Genomic DNA, 14,669 nt, shown 5'->3' with positions numbered 1-14,669 from the left:
AGATCCCACTACTAGCTGACGAGCCCCTGCGCCGCAGCGCGGGCGTCCGCGATAATGGCGGGCACGCCAACCCCGCCCGCCCAGGCGCCGGTGGCGGCGATTCCGGGGACCTCACCAAGCGCGTCCTGCGCAGCGGCCACCGTGGCCAGGTGCTTCTCGTCATAGCGCGGGATTCCGCCGAACCAGCGCTGCGTGTAAATCTCCTCCACGCCGGCGGCACGACCATCGAAGCCGGTAATCTTCTGCAGGTCATCGAGGGCGTAGTCCACGAGGTCATCTTCTTCCGCGCGGACGAGGGAATCGTCGCCAAAGCGCCCGAAGGACGCACGCACGAGGAAGCCTTCGCGCTCGCCCAGGTGCGGCCACTTGTTGGAGGACAGCGTGAAGGCCTTGGCGTGCAGGTCGGGTTCGTCGGCGGCGATGAGGATTCCGGTGGCGTCGGGAAGCGCGTTGCCCTCCGGGTCCGTGGCGGAGGCAAAGTTGAAGCCCACGACCACAGAAGAGGCCAGCTGAATAGTGGCGAGCTGCGCGGCGGCCTCGGGGGCGACGGCCTTGATGAGGCGCGCGGTGGTCGGCGCCGGGGTGGCGAAGAGGACGCGGTCGAAGGGACCCAGGTCCCCCGGGGCGCCCTTGACCTCGAAGGCCTCGCCCTTGCGGGTCACGCCGGAGACGAACGTATCGAGGTGGATCTGCGCGCCGGACTGCTCCGCCAGCGCCTCGTAGAGCTCGGCGTAGCCGCCCTTGAAAGCACCGAAGACCGAGCCCTCGGCGGGGCTGCGGCCGGACTCGATCTGCTTAATCGCGGCAGACAGCGTGACCGGGCCGTCCTGCGCCAGCGTGTCCAAGGCAGCCGCCAGGTGCGGCACGGTGGCGCGCAGCCCCAGGTCGTCGGCGGCGCAGGAGTACACGCCACCGAGCAGGGCGGAGACCACGTGGTCAACGACATCGTCGCCGTACTGCGCACGCACAAGCTTGCCGACGGACACATCCCCACCAATCTCCCACTCGAAAGGCTGCTCGTTGGCGATGCGCTCGTTGGTGGCCGCGGAGAAAAAGTCCTGCGGCGCGGACGGGATGCCCATCACCCCGCCCTGGGGCAGGAAGTGCAGCTCGCCACCGGTATATACGCGGGGGCGCAGCGCGGTGTTAGGCTCCACGAAGGAGCCGCTCAGACCAAGCTCGGTGAAGAAGTCCACGGCATCCTGGCGGCGCCGGATGAAGGCCTCTGCGCCCATGTCCGTCGGCCCGCCGTTAAACGGCACGGTGTGCAGCTTGCCGCCGATGCGGCCGGCCGCCTCAAAAACGTACACCTCGTGGGAGCGCAGCTCCCATGCTGCGGTCAATCCCGCTAGTCCAGCACCGATGATCGCGATCTTCATTTAGCCTCCTCGTGGATGATGGCGACGGCGCGGGTGACTGCGTCGGCGTCGGTAGTCGGCAGAACCCCGTGGCCGAGGTTCCAGATGTGCCCTTTTATGTCGCCGTGCTCTGTCGCACGAGCGACCTCGGACTTGATGGTACGCACCGCCTGGCGCACCGCGTCCTCACCGGCGAAGAGCAGGGCCGGGTCCAGGTTGCCCTGCAAGACATCCGCGTTGACGCGGGCAGCAGCTGCGTCCATGGTCACGCGGTAGTCCACGCCCATGACCTCGGAACCGGCCTCCGACATCGCGCCGAGCAGTTCCCCAGTGCCCACGCCGAAGTGGATGCGCGGCACGCGGCCCGCGGCAACCTCGAGGATGCGCGTGGAATACGGCAGCACGAACTCGCGGTAGTCGCGCTCATTGAGGTAGCCCGCCCAAGAATCGAAGAGCTGCATGGCGTCAATGCCGGCGTCGAGCTGCAGCTCCAAGAACGCGATGATGGTGGGCGTGAGCCGCTCCATGAGCGCGTGCCAGGTCTGCGGCTCGGAGTGCATAAGCGCCTTGGTGCGCTCGTGGTTCTTGGACGGGCCACCCTCGATGAGGTAACTGGCCAGGGTAAACGGCGCACCGACGAAACCGATGAGCGCCTGGGTATCGGTGAGTTCTTGCAGGATGATCTCGATGCCCTGGCGAACCTCAGGCACGTCGACGTCGAGAACCGGCAGGTCCGCCACGTCCTCCTTAGTTCGCACCGGGGCATCCATGACGGGACCGCGGCCGGGGACGATTTCCACGCCCACGCCCGCCGCCTTGAGCGGGACGACGATATCGCTGAACAAGATGGCCGCGTCCACGTCGTGGCGGCGCACCGGCTGCAAGGTGATCTCCGCCAAGAGCTCCGGCATGAAGCAGGAGTCCAACATGCTGATCCCCTCGCGGACCTTACGGTATTCCGGCAGGGAACGGCCCGCCTGGCGCATGAACCAGACGGGCGGGCGGGACGGGGTACGGCCGGAAGCGGCCTCAACGAGCGGCGCGGCAGACAGTCGTGACATACCGTCCATTATGAATCAAAAGTTGGATTCCGCGCCAATCACGCGCGCTCGAGGCGGCGGGCCTTGATGAAGGCGTTGGAGTTCGGGTGGAACAGGAAGTAAATACCCACCATGAGCACCATGGGGATGAACAACAGCAACAGCTCGCCCACGCCGATGATGAGTGCGGCGACGTTGACAAACATCGCGTAGGCGGAGACCAGCACGATGGCGCGGCGCGCCCACGTCGAGCCGCCCGCCAGCTGTGCCGCGCAGGCGGCGATGACGACCGCGCCCACGATGTTGGACACCGCCGCAAAGCGCACGTTGAAGGCGATGAAGTCCCGCGCCTCCGGAGCGATTCCCGTGACAACCTTGGTGGAGGCACCGATGCCCACGATGCCGGCGGTGAGCATGATGACGGCCGCGACGACGAAGACCCAGTAGGCAATGCGCAGCTGCGCAGGCCAGGTGGATGTGTCCTGCTCGCCGTCCATCTGCGTGCGGCGCGGGCGGCGGTTGTAGTCGATGGGGCCTGGGCGATCGGTCACGAGCGGTCGTCCTTCTTGTCGGTGCGGTCTTTATCGCGCTTCTCTTGGTTCTCTTGGCGGCGCTGGTCCTCCAGCTCCTTTCGCATCTGGCGCATCTGCTCCATCTCCCCGGTGTATTCCAGGACCTCCTCCTTGGAGCAGAAGATGAGCCCCATCACCGCGGTCACGCCGGCGAGGATCTGCACGCCCGCATCGAGGACGAACAGCCAGTCCGGCACATGGGCGCCGGCCGGGCTGGTGAAGAACACCAGCAGCACGCGGAAGCCGAAGTACAGGGAGAAGGCGAACCACAGGCGCCGGCCGGTGCCCGCCGCAGAGGAGTTGGTGTTGAGCAGCCACAGCATGATGCCCAGCAGCACCACGATGGCGAGGGAGATAAAGGAGCTAAACGCCACCGACCCGTACGCCACGAGCTGCACGAAGGAGTCCGAGAGCTCCTGGCCGGTGCTCTGGGCCGCCTGCTCCGCGGTCTCCTCCGCCTGGGCAAAGAGTTCGCTGCGGTTAAACATCGTCAGCACGACGCTGAGGATGAGGTGCACCGCCTCCAGGATCAGGGCGCAGAGCCACACCTTGATCATCAGCGCTACGGCTTCAGTGCGCTTGCCTTTCTTCGGCTCCTTCTCGGCCTTGGCGGGCAGCGCGGAGTTCGGTGTCTGGGTCACGGCTCTCCTTCACTTCGGCCCCGGTAGGGGCCCTTACTTCAGCAGGCGGGCGGCGTCGGTGGCGAAGTACGTCAGGATCTGATCGGCGCCCGCGCGCTTGAACGCGGTCAAGGACTCCAGCATAACGGCCTCGCCGTCAATCCACCCGTTCTGGGAAGCAGCCTTGATCATCGCGTACTCGCCGGAGACCTGGTACACGGCCACCGGGACGGAGGAGCGCTCCGCCACACCCGCCAGAACGTCCAGGTAGGGCAGGCCCGGCTTCACCATGACGATGTCCGCGCCCTCCTCAATGTCGAGGTCCACCTCCAGCATGGACTCGCGGTAGTTGCGCGGATCCTGCTGGTAGGTGCGGCGGTCGCCCTCCAGGGAGGAGCCGACGGCGTCGCGGAACGGGCCGAAGGAGGGCGAGGCGTACTTGGCGGAGTAGGCCATGATGGCTACGTCCTCGTGGCCGGCCTCATCGAGGGACTCACGGATGGCGGCAATCTGGCCGTCCATCATGCCGGAGGGGCTGACCATGTGCGCGCCGGCGCGGGCCTGGGAGCGGGCCATGTCCTGGTAGAGCTTCACCGTTTCGTCGTTAAGCACGCGGCCCTTATCATCCAGCATGCCGCAGTGGCCGTGCGAGGTGAACTCGTCCAGGCAGGTATCCGCCATGACGATGAGGTCATCGCCGAACTCCTTGCGCAGCTCCTCAATGCCACGGTTGAGGATGCCCTGCGGATCCCAGGCGACGGAGCCGGTCTCATCCTTGTCCTCCTCCAGCGGCACGCCGAAGAGGTCAACGCACTTCACGCCCGCCTCGAGGGCCTCGTGGGCCGCGCGCTTCAGCGAGTCCATCGTGTGCTGGTGGACGCCCGGCATGGACGGAATCTCGCGGGGTTCGTCCAGGCCGTCCACCACGAACATCGGCAGGATGAAGTCACTGGGGCGCAGCGTGGTTTCGGCGACAAGCTCCCGGAAGGCCGGGGTCTGGCGCAGGCGGCGGGGGCGACGAACAATGCTCATGAGTGTTAACTCTCCTTCGAGCTCGAAATAGTCAGCTAAATCCTATGCTTTGTCGACCTTAGTAGCTGCCGTCTTTTTACGGGAACGGCGCTTCTTGCGCGGGGCCGGCAGGTTGCCGGAGGCGCGGAGGGCGGCGACGTGGTCCGCCAAGGCGTCGACAAGCGCGGGCACATCCGCAACCTCCGGGACCACGTCGACGCGCAGGCCCAGCTCCTCAGCCGCAGCCTTGGTCGACGGCCCAATGCACGCAATGACGGTGCGGGCGTGCGGCTTGCCGGCGATGCCCACGAGGTTGCGGACAGTCGACGGCGACGTGAACGTCACCGCGTCGAAGCCACCGGTCTTGATCATGTCGCGAATTTCCGCCGCCGGCGGGGCCGCCCGTACGGTGCGGTACGCCACGACGTCGTCGACTTCCCAGCCCAGATCCAACAGGCCAGTAACCAGGGTTTCGCCCGCAATGTCCGCGCGGGGCAGCAGGACGCGGCTCACGGCGTCGATGTCCTCCACGTAGTTCGGGAAGACGTCCACCAAGCCCTCGGCGTTCTGCTTCGTCGGCTTCGGCATAACCTCTGGGACCATGCCCTTAGCGCGAATAGCATCGGCAGTCTTCTGCCCCACCGCGGCCAGGTGCACGCCGGCGAAGTCGCGGGCGTCGAGCCCCAGCTCCGCAATCTTCTTCCACACCGCACTCACCGCGTTGACGGAGGTGAAGACGATCCACTTGTAGCGGCCTTCGACAATGCCCTTGATGGCGCGGTCCATCTGCGCCGGGTTGCGCGGCGGCTCCACGGAAATGGTGGGCACCGACTGCGGGATGGCACCGTGCCCGGCCAGGCGGGCACTCATGGCGGCGGCCTGCTCCTTCGTGCGCGGGACCAGCACGCGCCAGCCGTACAGCGGGCGGTTCTCCCACCACGAGTACTTGGAGCGGTCATCGAAGCTGCGGCCCAGCGTCACCACCAGCTCACCGGGCAGCTCCGCGTCGAGCTTGCCCAGGGTGCCCAGGGTGGTCTCGTGCGTGCGCTGCAGGCGGGTGGTGCCGTGGACGGTCACGTACGCCTCGGTCTCCGCGGGCATGCCACGGTCCACCAGCTCCCGGGAGATAACCGGCAGATCCTCCGCCGTGGCCTGCAGGACCAGCGGCTGCGTGGCGGATGCCAGCCCGTCCCAGTCCGCGCCCTCCGTAATATCGGCCTCGGTGTACGTCGCGCCCAGCGCGATGCCGGCAAAGGACGGCACCGTCGACGGCAGCGACATGCCCGGCACCACCTGAAATTCCATGCCGGCGTTCGCCACAGCAGAAATCTCTGCCTTGATGGACTCGCGGTTAAGCGGGTTGCCCGTGACCAAGCGGATAACGTCACGACCCTCGGCGCGGCGCAGCGCCTCGCGCAGCTGGGCAACCACGTCTTCCTGCGGTTCCTCAAATACCGCTGCTGTCGGCGGGGCAGGACGCGGCGGCTTCCGACGAGCACCAGCCTCCTTGGCGGCGGCGCAGATACGCTCGTATTCTTCCTCGGCGGCGTCGCGAAGCTCCTGCGGCACCGGCACCTGCCGCGCCACGACATCGCGCACCCCCTGGGACACGCCTGCGTCCGCGATAGCGATGGCGGATGCCTCCAGAACCTCGCGGGCGCGCACGGTCAACAAGTCAGGGTTGCCTGGGCCGGCACCGACGAAGACGACTCTGCCCAGATCAGGCGACTGCGTATCCGGCACGGCATTGCTCATAAGGTTCTTTTCTAGTCTGTGGTCTCGAAGCGCCCCATCCTTCAACGGTGGGCGCACGGACAGGGAAAAGCCCCCTCAGAAAGGGATTAAGGGGGGCTGAATCATTGTGGTCAATGATTATGTGCTAGGTACACACTAAAGGATAAGGCGCGAAACCAAAAATCAGTTATCCAGCAGGTCGGCCGCCCCCTGCGCGAAAAGCTCCTCCGAGACGGCACGCCCCAGCTCCTGCGCCTGGACCGCCATTCCGGCCGCCTGCGCGGTGAGCTGACGCGAACCATCCACCGCGAAGACGCCGCCGCGGACCACCAGCTGCTCACCTTCCCAGTGGGAGGTCGCCGCCACGGGCGCGGTGCAGCCAGCCTCCAGGCGGGAGAGCACGGTGCGCTCCGCCTGGGCTGCGGCGGTGGCGGTGTTATCTGCCAACTGGGCAATCGCCTCCGCTGCCGGGGTTGCCTTGACTGCCTCAATGGCCAGAGCACCCTGCGCCGGTGCGGGCATGAAGACCCCCGGATCGAAGACCTCGGTGGCACGGTCGGCATAGTTGGCACGGACCAGGCCGGCGTAGGCCAGCAGAACCGCGTCGAGCTCGCCGCCGGTGACCTTGCCCATGCGGGTATCGATGTTGCCGCGCAGGGGGCGAATGTCCAGGTCCGGGCGCAGGGCCTTGAGCTGGCTAATTCGACGCGGGGCGGAGGTACCCACGCGCGCGCCCTCCGGCAGCTCCTGAAGCGTCAGCCCGTCCCGGGCAACGAGCGCCTCCCGCGCGTCCTGGCGCTGCGGAACCACCAGGTCAAAGCGCGGATCGGCGGCCGTGGGAAGGTCCTTGAACGAATGCACGGCAATGTCGCACTCACCGCCTGCCACGGCCTCGCGCAAAGCCTGGGTGAACACGCCCACGCCGATGCGCTCAACGGGCGCCATGTTGACGTCGCCGTGCGTGGTCACGATGTGCAGCTCCGCCTCATAGCCGGCGGACTTCAGCCACTCTTGCACGTGGCCCGACTGCGTCGTTGCCAGCAGGGATCCACGGGTGCCAATCTTCAGCATTTACGACTCCTTCTTTTGTGCGGCCTGCATCTGGGCGGCGTCGGGAAGCTCGGCGACATCCACCGCCACCCCGCTGCCCTCCAGCTGCAGCCCAAAGAGCTCCTGCAGCGCGGTCTCGTGGCTCACGCTGCCCGAGCTGGCGGCGAGCTGCTTGGCGCGGACCGTGGGCTCGTGGAGCAGCTTATCCGCCACCCGCTTCAGCGCGCGGTTGACGTCCCCCATCTGGCGCTCATCCAGCTCCGGGTGCTTCTGCTCCAGGCGGGCGACCTCGCACTGCACGAGGTCCGCCGCGCGCTGGCGCAGGGCCGAGACCGCCGGCACCACGTCGCGCACGCGCTGGGCGGAGGCGTAGGCCTCCAGCTCCTCCGTCACGATGCGGCGCGCCTGCGCGTGGGGGCTGCTGCCGGCGGCAAGGTCTGTCGCGGCGGCGTCGAGGGACTTGCTCAGGCGCTCGATATTGACCAGCTCCACGCCCTCCAGCTCCGCGGTCGCATCGTCGATATCCCGGGGCAGGGACAGATCCACCAGCATGAGCGCGCGGCCCGCCACGTGGTAGCGCTCGACGTCGGCGGCCGTGATGGTGAAGTCCTGCGCGCCGGTGGCAGAGATGGCCATGTCCACGGAGTGCAGCGCCTGGGCGCGGTCGCTAAATTCCACGACGTCCGCGTGCACGCCGGCCTCATGGGCGTGCTCCGCCAGGCGCTGCGCGCGGGCGGTGGTGCGGTTCGCAATGACCAAGTCGGCGCCGAGACGCCCGGCATGGGTCGCCGCCAGGGACGCCATCGCGCCTGCGCCCAGGATGAGCACCCGCTTGCCGTCCAGCTTTTCGGTCCCCATGCGCTGCAGCGCCTGGTCGAAGGCGAAGGAGACCATGGAGGCGCCGGCCTCATCAATGTCGGTCTCGGAATGCACGCGCTTTCCGGTGCGCAGCGCGGACTGCGCCAGGGCGTGGATGCGCGGGCCCACCGTGCCCTGCTCGGAGGCGGACTGGTAGGCGCTGCGCACCTGGCCGATAATCTGCTGCTCCCCCACCACCATGGAGTCCAATCCCGAGGTCACCGTCATGAGGTGCTCCGCGGCGGCGTCGGCGTAGCGCACGTACAGGTAGGTGCGCAGCTCATCCTCCGCCACCCCGGAGATCTCCGCGAGCACGCGGACGACGTCGTGGACGCCGGCGTGGAAGGAGTTGGTGACGGTGTAGACCTCCATGCGGTTACACGTGGAGATAATCATGGCCTCCGACAGCGACCCCGCCTGGACCATGGCGCCGCAGGCGGAGTGCTGGACGGACTCATCCATGCTCAGCTTCTCCAACAGCGCCACCGGCGCCGACTGATGCGACATGCCCACGACGAGCACACTCATGCACTACCCTCCAGTTCTCGATCATCCCTTTGGATGACCCAAATCAACCAAAAGGCTAGCAGCTTGGCGACGCTTTCCGAAACTACGCCGACAGCGCCTCCGCCAGCTCCGCGTTGTCCACTTCCCAGCAGGAGAACTCCTCGCCGTCAATCACCACAACCGGCACGCGGTCGCCGTATTCCATGGCCAGCTCCCGGTCCTCATCCACCGTGCGCACGCTAAGCGCGCAGCCCGCCTGCGCCACCACGGGCTCGATCTGCTGGCGCACCCGCTCGCAGGATCCGCAGGTCGTGCGCACCATGAGCTCAACGGTGTGAGGCTGGGAAGACATGGGTCTCCTTATTCAGAAGAAATATAGGCAACGGTTTACTATGGACACGTTAGTCTTCCGTCCCGTTGAAAGCTGAATGCGTGTCCCTCCCCATCCCTCCCGGTATGCCCAACTCCCCGCGTGAGTTCCTGGCCAACTGGACCGCGAGCAGGGGCAACCTCCGAAATTTCCTCGAACAGCAAGCCTTCGCTCCCCTCGGTGAGGATCATCAGCGGGCGGCCGGTGAGGCGTCGGCAGCCGCGGCGGTGGAACAGCTCTTCGGTATCTCCTTAGATTCCTTCTCCTCCGGCCTCGAGTCCGTGAAGGGCTCCTTCGAATCCGCCGGCGCGCGCAGCATCACCGCGCCCGACCCGGACATCCCCCAGGACCCCGGCACGGCCGCGTTTTTCGACGTCGACAACACCCTGGTCCAAGGCTCCTCCTTGGTGTCCTTCGCCTTCGGCTTGGCGCGCCGACGTTATTTCAGTCTCTCGGAGATTCTTCCCATTGCCTGGAAGCAGCTGAAGTTCCGGGTCTCCGGCTCAGAAAACGCCGGGGATGTGGCCTCCGGGCGCGTCCAAGCCCTCGAGTTTGTTAAGGGCCGCTCGGTAGCGGAGATGGTCGCCCTGTGCGAGGAGATCGTGGACCAGTCCATGGCGCACAAGGCTTACCCGGGCACCAAGCAGCTGGCACAGATGCACCTCGACGCCGGCCAGCAGGTCTGGCTCGTCACCGCCACCCCGGTGCAGCTGGCGCAGATCCTGGCGCAGCGCTTCGGGTTCACGGGAGCTCTCGGCACGGTGGCCGAGGTCAAAGACGGCCGTTTCACCGGCCGCCTCGTGGGCGATATCCTGCACGGCTCCGGCAAGATGCATGCGGTGGCGGCGCTAGCCACCCTGGAAAACCTCGACTTGGAGCGCTGCACGGCGTATTCCGATAGCGCAAACGACGTCCCCATGTTGTCCATGGTGGGCACCCCGGTGGCCATCAACCCGGATGCCAAGCTGCGGGACATCGCGGAGGAGAACGGCTGGCTCATCCGGGACTACCGCTCCGTACGCAAGGCCGTGCGCACGTACGGCCTCCCGGCGCTAGCCACCGCCCTCTTCTCCTACGGCGGCTGGCGCATGGCCCACCGCCGCTAGCCGTCGCTCTGTTGCGCCTTGGTGCGCAGCATATCCATGCACATCACCGCGCCAATCAGCCCGGCGTGCTGCTGCGGGTCGAGCCCCTCCGCAATGGACAGGTGATAGGTGTTCTTGCCGGTCAGGTAGCGGCCCACACCACTGAACTGGTTGCGCACCTGCGCCAGCGGCTGCCCCTGGCTGGTAATGGTGATGTTCCAGTCCCAGAAATCGCCTTCAATGTCGATATCGGCAAAGCCCTCCATCTCCATGGTCAGCCGAGTCTTCAACAGGGCAAAGTGCTTGGTCACCACCGCCATGGGCTTCTCGACGCCCGGCAGGTGCACCTCATAGGTATCCCGCACCAGGTTCGGCGGATCCGAAATCACCATGAGTGGCTGCTGCGGGTTTCCCTGATCATCGGTGAACGCGACCTCCAGACTGCGGGAGGCCTTAAAGAACATGTCCTTCAGGCTGGCGGATTGCACGATGGTTCCCACGGGCACGCCTTGTTCGTCGGCGATGAGGAACTGGTCCTGCATGAAGGACTTGGTCTGGGAAATGACGAGATTGTTCGTGGTCAATAGCTTAGGCACCATAGTGCGCCATAATACGGAAATTTCCGCTCGCGTGGTACCCCTTAACCCCACCCTTAAATAGCACTTTGTGCACTTCAGGGTACATGTCCGGAGCGGATTATATAGTCACGGTAGAACGTGTGTTCCATCAAAAACTACCCAGGGAGATACCGCATGACTACCGCCACCGAGACCACCTACTTTTCCCACATGAACCCCAACTGCGCCATCGCCACCGAGCGCACTGCCGCCCGCCGCGCGGACTATCGCTCGTGGATATCCGCTTTGCCGCCGTTAGATGAAGATTTTGATGTTGCGTGTCAGCGGCTCGTCGCCAAGCTGGGCCTCGGGCCGAAAGTCATCATGGAGAGCTGCGCCGCCCTCCACCGCCTCACGCAGCTGCCAGGGCTCAAGAACCTGCAGGAGACCCTATACCTGCTCGACATGCGCGCGCTGCTGGCCATCGACCGCGCGCTGACCAAGCTGGGCACGCTGGCCGCGGACAAGCTCGCGTTTATTGACTCCGCTTTGGTGGACTTCCTCACGCCCACCCGGCCGAACCAGAACTTCCCCACGCCTGCCCAGATTGGCCGGAAGGTGCGCGATATCTGCCGGGTTATCGATAAAACCGTGGCCTTTCGTGACACCCGCCCGAAGGACACCTACACCATGACGGAAACCGGCGAGCGCGCCAGCCTGGAGCTCACCACTGACAGCGCCACCGGCATCATTCTGCACCAATTCATCAAGGACACCGCCAAGGAGCACAACATCTCCACCCCGGAGGCGCTCAAGAAGCTCATCTCCGGGGCTATCACCCCCTCCGCCACCGTCATCCTGCACACCTATCAGGCCACCGACATCCCGAATGCGCCCACCTTTGTCCAAGGCCACGAGTGGACCGCCGCCGACCTGCCCGCGACCCGCACGCGCGACCTTTCTGCTGAGCCCCTGGAGTCAGACAGCTACGTGGCCTCAGAGCTCATCCGCAAGTTCGTCGAAGGCCGCGACGGCACCTGCCGGGCACTGGGGTGCACTCGCCCCGCCTGGCAGTGCCAGATGGATCACCGCATCAACTACGCGGAGGGCGGGCCGACGCACCCGCGCAACCTTGCCAGCCTGTGCCAGCACCATCACAACATGAAGACCGATGGCCGGGCGCACTACATCATGGACCCCATCACCGGGGATGTTGTCTGGCTCTTCGAGGACGGAACCTGGGCCATGACCGAGCCCTCCGGCCCCCTAGCCCCGAAGACTAAGCGCTGGGCGCAGACCGTGGCACAGAAGATCACTGCCGACCAGAAACGCGCGCATGACAAGGCACAGCAGCTCAAGAAGAAACTCGACGAGGAAGCCCGCACCCCCGAGCCCAGCACTCCGCAGGACAACTCCACGGAGGACATCCCGTTCTAGCCCGCGCCGTCGTTTAAAACGACGAGAAAGGAAGAGGACAGCCCCGTCGTTTAAAACGACGAACTCCCCGCCACAATCCTCATAAAGGACCGAACGGGGAGAGCGAGTGCCGGAGCTTTACTTGCCCAGCTTACGACGCTGAACGCGGGTGCGGCGCAGCATCTTGCGGTGCTTCTTCTTGGACATGCGCTTGCGGCGCTTCTTGATAACAGAACCCATGACAGGTTTCCTCACTTTCGGTATTAGTACGTACTCAAACCGGCCGGCAACGCCTGGAATGAAACCGCACGGTGCACTCGATGCGGCCCCGCACAGCGGGGAGACGCAGGCGTACCTGTGCCGACACGAATGCCCATCATCTTACCCAGCTGGCCCTACAGCACCAAAACAGCGCCCACCGCCGTGGACTGTAGGAATCCACAGGGGTGGGCGCTGCTTAAAAATGGTGAACGTTAAGCGCCGTAGACCGATGCCTCAAGGTATTCCTTGACGGCGGACTCGTGCACGCGGAAGGAACGCCCCACGCGTACTGCCGGCATGTCACCTGCATGAACCAACCTGTACACCGTCATCTTGGAGACTCGCATGATCTCCGCAACTTCAGCGATGGTCAGGAAAGTTCCCTTATCTTCGTTAGCCATATTTTAGTTAACCCTTCAGCACGTGACGCGCTGTAGGCTTCCCCTCCCACAGGACTATCACGCACGCGCTCCTGCCAGCTTAGCGTGAAACCTGTGACTAATGCGACCCAAGTGCCAATTTTTTCCCCTGCCGCAACCCCCTTCCCCGGAAACCCGCCGGGCAACTGGTGTCACAGGATTTTCACGCGTTGGGGGTAACCGCCCTAGGCCAACTCCTGTGCGCGCTGAGCGCATGCCTCGGCGGCGCGGAAGAAGGCGCCGCGCAGGCCCGACTCCTCCAGCTCGCGGAGGGCCGCCGCGGTGGTACCGCCCGGGGAGGTCACGCCGGCACGCAAGGCGACGGGGTCCTTGCCCGACTCCGCCATCATCGTGCCTGCGCCCTGGGCGGTGCGGGTGGCCAGTTTTTCGGCGACGTCGCGGGTGAGGCCGAGCTGGACGCCGGCGTCGATCAGCGCCTCCGTCACCAGGAAGTAGTACGCGGGCGCGGAGCCGGCCAGGGCGGTGGCGGCGTCGATGTGCTTCTCCTCAATGACGGCGACCTCACCGACGGCCTCGAGCAGCTTGACGACGCCCCCGAGCTGCTCCTCACTCACGTGCTCACCACCCGCACACGTGCACATGCCCTTGCCCACCAACATCGGCGTATTCGGCATGACGCGGACGACAGGGACGCCGTCGCCCGCGGCCTTCTCCAAGGTGTCGAGGGTCAGGCCCGCGGCCATGGACACCACGACGGCGTCCTGGGGGATGTCGAGGCCTTCCAGCAGCTCGACGATGGCGTAGGGCTTGACGCAGGCGAAGATGTACTCGGCGCCGTCGATAGCCGCGGCGTTATCGCTGGTGACACTCACCCCGTAGGTGCCATGCAGCTGCTCGCCGCGCTCCGACCGGCGGTTGGTCACCACGATGTCAGCGGGCTCGTAGCCCGCGTTCACCAGCCCGGAGACCAGGGCCTCGCCGATTTGTCCTCCACCAAGTACTGCAATTTTAGTCATGCTTCCCAGGGTGCCAGAAACCCTGGGGCACGGCTACATTACAACCAGCAGCGGACCGAAGGTCAGCACCAGGCCGGCGATGGCGGCCAGGAACATGGACAGGCCATCGCGGTTGGTGCGCAATGCGTGGACGATGCCGACGATGACGCCGGTGACCACCACGGCCAGGATGAGGACGACCACGCGGGAGAAGTTCTCCCAGAGAACCTCGAAGCCCTTGAAGACCACAGCGCCCAGCACGACGCCGACGAGCGCGAGAAGCACGACCGCGAAGGGGTTGAGCTTCTCTTCCTCCTCGTAGTCCTCTTCGTCGTCGTACTCTTCGAGCTCAGCGTCCTGAGTCGGCTCCGCAGGCTCGGCCGGTACTGCGGGTGCGGCAGGCTCCTCGGCCTTGACCTTGGTGTCCTTGGCCTCAGCCTTTTCCGGCTCGTCCTTGACGCGCTGGATGACGTGGGTGTCTTCGGTGGAGGGCTGGTGGCGCTTCTCCTCGGCGTCGGCCTTAGTGTCAGCCTTGCTATCTGCCTTGGGCTTCTCGACGCGTACCGCAGCGCCCTGGGCCGCGGCAGGCTGCTTAGCTTCTGCCTGCTTGTCTTCTTCCTTCTTGGGTGCCGGAATGACGGGGGCGGTCTCGTCGATGGAAACGCTGGAGTGCTTCGCCTCGGCCGGGGTGGCCTTGACCTTTTCCAGGTTGCCGGTCAGCTCCGCCACGGAGACGCCGCCCTCCTCTAGGCTGCGGCGACGGCGGCGCGAGCTCGTAGCCCCCTCGGGGCGGTTCTTCGCGTTGCGGGCCATCAGCTCCGCAACTGTCAACTGTTTCTCGTCAGCCACGTTTCT

Annotated in this window: 16 protein-coding genes; 2 read left to right on the top strand and 14 right to left on the bottom strand. The window is 65.7% G+C overall.

The window, feature by feature from the left end:
- Positions 1–11: 11 nt before the first annotated feature.
- From ACKFR8_RS10515 to ACKFR8_RS10475, 9 genes are all read right to left on the bottom strand, one after another.
- The gene (locus ACKFR8_RS10515) at positions 12–1,379 is read right to left on the bottom strand and encodes a protoporphyrinogen oxidase (RefSeq protein ID WP_408930018.1); all 1,368 of its coding nucleotides are present in this window, start codon (positions 1,377–1,379) and stop codon (positions 12–14) included.
- Positions 1,376–2,419 (bottom strand): uroporphyrinogen decarboxylase, encoded by a 1,044-nt coding sequence (gene hemE / locus ACKFR8_RS10510; RefSeq protein WP_408930017.1) that lies wholly within the window; start codon positions 2,417–2,419, stop codon positions 1,376–1,378. The genes ACKFR8_RS10515 and hemE overlap by 4 nt, the downstream gene beginning before the upstream one ends.
- A 38-nt stretch (positions 2,420–2,457) precedes the next feature.
- Positions 2,458–2,949 (bottom strand): tellurium resistance protein TerC, encoded by a 492-nt coding sequence (locus tag ACKFR8_RS10505; RefSeq protein ID WP_296134582.1) that lies wholly within the window; start codon positions 2,947–2,949, stop codon positions 2,458–2,460.
- On the bottom strand, positions 2,946–3,611 hold the full coding sequence (locus ACKFR8_RS10500) for a hypothetical protein (protein WP_296134579.1): 666 nt from the start codon (positions 3,609–3,611) through the stop codon (positions 2,946–2,948). The genes ACKFR8_RS10505 and ACKFR8_RS10500 overlap by 4 nt, the downstream gene beginning before the upstream one ends.
- 33 nt (positions 3,612–3,644) lie before the next feature.
- Complete coding sequence (gene hemB, locus ACKFR8_RS10495) at positions 3,645–4,622, bottom strand: porphobilinogen synthase (protein WP_408930016.1); 978 nt, start codon at positions 4,620–4,622, stop codon at positions 3,645–3,647.
- 42 nt (positions 4,623–4,664) lie between these two features.
- Positions 4,665–6,356 (bottom strand): bifunctional uroporphyrinogen-III C-methyltransferase/uroporphyrinogen-III synthase, encoded by a 1,692-nt coding sequence (locus ACKFR8_RS10490; protein ID WP_408930015.1) that lies wholly within the window; start codon positions 6,354–6,356, stop codon positions 4,665–4,667.
- Between the two features lie 162 nt (positions 6,357–6,518).
- Positions 6,519–7,406: a hydroxymethylbilane synthase gene (gene hemC, locus ACKFR8_RS10485; RefSeq protein WP_408930014.1), complete on the bottom strand. Its 888-nt coding sequence runs from the start codon at positions 7,404–7,406 to the stop codon at positions 6,519–6,521.
- Positions 7,407–8,771 carry a glutamyl-tRNA reductase gene (locus ACKFR8_RS10480; protein WP_408930013.1) on the bottom strand — a complete coding sequence of 455 codons (1,365 nt, stop codon included), beginning with the start codon at positions 8,769–8,771 and terminating at the stop codon, positions 7,407–7,409. It abuts the gene before it with no gap.
- Between the two features lie 82 nt (positions 8,772–8,853).
- Positions 8,854–9,102, bottom strand: a complete 249-nt coding sequence (locus ACKFR8_RS10475; protein WP_408930012.1) for a glutaredoxin family protein — start codon at positions 9,100–9,102, stop codon at positions 8,854–8,856.
- A 104-nt stretch (positions 9,103–9,206) separates the two neighbouring features.
- Between ACKFR8_RS10475 and ACKFR8_RS10470 the strand changes: the two genes are divergently transcribed.
- Complete coding sequence (locus ACKFR8_RS10470; protein ID WP_408931013.1) at positions 9,207–10,226, top strand: HAD-IB family hydrolase; 1,020 nt, start codon at positions 9,207–9,209, stop codon at positions 10,224–10,226.
- On the opposite strand, the gene ACKFR8_RS10465 is transcribed toward ACKFR8_RS10470, so the two are convergent.
- Positions 10,223–10,789 (bottom strand): LURP-one-related/scramblase family protein, encoded by a 567-nt coding sequence (locus ACKFR8_RS10465; protein WP_296134561.1) that lies wholly within the window; start codon positions 10,787–10,789, stop codon positions 10,223–10,225. The two genes, ACKFR8_RS10470 and ACKFR8_RS10465, sit on opposite strands and share 4 nt — an antisense overlap.
- A gap of 168 nt (positions 10,790–10,957) precedes the next feature.
- Here ACKFR8_RS10465 and ACKFR8_RS10460 point away from each other — a divergent pair, with 168 nt between their 5' ends.
- Positions 10,958–12,199: an HNH endonuclease signature motif containing protein gene (locus tag ACKFR8_RS10460; protein WP_408930011.1), complete on the top strand. Its 1,242-nt coding sequence runs from the start codon at positions 10,958–10,960 to the stop codon at positions 12,197–12,199.
- Positions 12,200–12,316: 117 nt separating this feature from the next.
- On the opposite strand, the gene ACKFR8_RS10455 is transcribed toward ACKFR8_RS10460, so the two are convergent.
- The 4 genes from ACKFR8_RS10455 to ACKFR8_RS10440 all read right to left on the bottom strand — a co-directional run bounded on the left by ACKFR8_RS10455 (position 12,317) and on the right by ACKFR8_RS10440 (position 14,663).
- Entirely contained in the window at positions 12,317–12,418 is a 102-nt protein-coding gene (locus ACKFR8_RS10455) for a 30S ribosomal protein bS22 (RefSeq protein ID WP_003855542.1), read from the bottom strand.
- 233 nt (positions 12,419–12,651) lie between these two features.
- Positions 12,652–12,840, bottom strand: a complete 189-nt coding sequence (locus ACKFR8_RS10450) for a helix-turn-helix domain-containing protein (protein ID WP_296134674.1) — start codon at positions 12,838–12,840, stop codon at positions 12,652–12,654.
- Positions 12,841–13,043: 203 nt separating this feature from the next.
- On the bottom strand, positions 13,044–13,835 hold the full coding sequence (proC, locus tag ACKFR8_RS10445; RefSeq protein WP_408930010.1) for a pyrroline-5-carboxylate reductase: 792 nt from the start codon (positions 13,833–13,835) through the stop codon (positions 13,044–13,046).
- 33 nt (positions 13,836–13,868) lie between these two features.
- Positions 13,869–14,663, bottom strand: a complete 795-nt coding sequence (locus ACKFR8_RS10440; protein WP_408930009.1) for a hypothetical protein — start codon at positions 14,661–14,663, stop codon at positions 13,869–13,871.
- Positions 14,664–14,669: the final 6 nt, after the last annotated feature.

Source organism: Corynebacterium axilliensis (genome assembly GCF_046097495.1).
Taxonomy (GTDB): Bacteria; Actinomycetota; Actinomycetes; order Mycobacteriales; family Mycobacteriaceae; genus Corynebacterium.
Note: the sequence above shows the minus strand (reverse complement) of the source record. Positions and strands in the feature narration are given on the sequence as shown.

Coding starts and splice junctions, on each gene's coding strand:
- ACKFR8_RS10515 (WP_408930018.1), bottom strand. CDS start 1,379: ATGAAGATCGCGATCATCGGTGCTGGACTAGCGGGATTGACCGCAGCA.
- hemE (WP_408930017.1), bottom strand. CDS start 2,419: ATGTCACGACTGTCTGCCGCGCCGCTCGTTGAGGCCGCTTCCGGCCGT.
- hemB (WP_408930016.1), bottom strand. CDS start 4,622: ATGAGCATTGTTCGTCGCCCCCGCCGCCTGCGCCAGACCCCGGCCTTC.
- ACKFR8_RS10490 (WP_408930015.1), bottom strand. CDS start 6,356: ATGAGCAATGCCGTGCCGGATACGCAGTCGCCTGATCTGGGCAGAGTC.
- hemC (WP_408930014.1), bottom strand. CDS start 7,406: ATGCTGAAGATTGGCACCCGTGGATCCCTGCTGGCAACGACGCAGTCG.
- ACKFR8_RS10480 (WP_408930013.1), bottom strand. CDS start 8,771: ATGAGTGTGCTCGTCGTGGGCATGTCGCATCAGTCGGCGCCGGTGGCG.
- ACKFR8_RS10475 (WP_408930012.1), bottom strand. CDS start 9,102: ATGTCTTCCCAGCCTCACACCGTTGAGCTCATGGTGCGCACGACCTGC.
- ACKFR8_RS10470 (WP_408931013.1), top strand. CDS start 9,207: ATGCCCAACTCCCCGCGTGAGTTCCTGGCCAACTGGACCGCGAGCAGG.
- ACKFR8_RS10460 (WP_408930011.1), top strand. CDS start 10,958: ATGACTACCGCCACCGAGACCACCTACTTTTCCCACATGAACCCCAAC.
- ACKFR8_RS10455 (WP_003855542.1), bottom strand. CDS start 12,418: ATGGGTTCTGTTATCAAGAAGCGCCGCAAGCGCATGTCCAAGAAGAAG.
- ACKFR8_RS10450 (WP_296134674.1), bottom strand. CDS start 12,840: ATGGCTAACGAAGATAAGGGAACTTTCCTGACCATCGCTGAAGTTGCG.
- proC (WP_408930010.1), bottom strand. CDS start 13,835: ATGACTAAAATTGCAGTACTTGGTGGAGGACAAATCGGCGAGGCCCTG.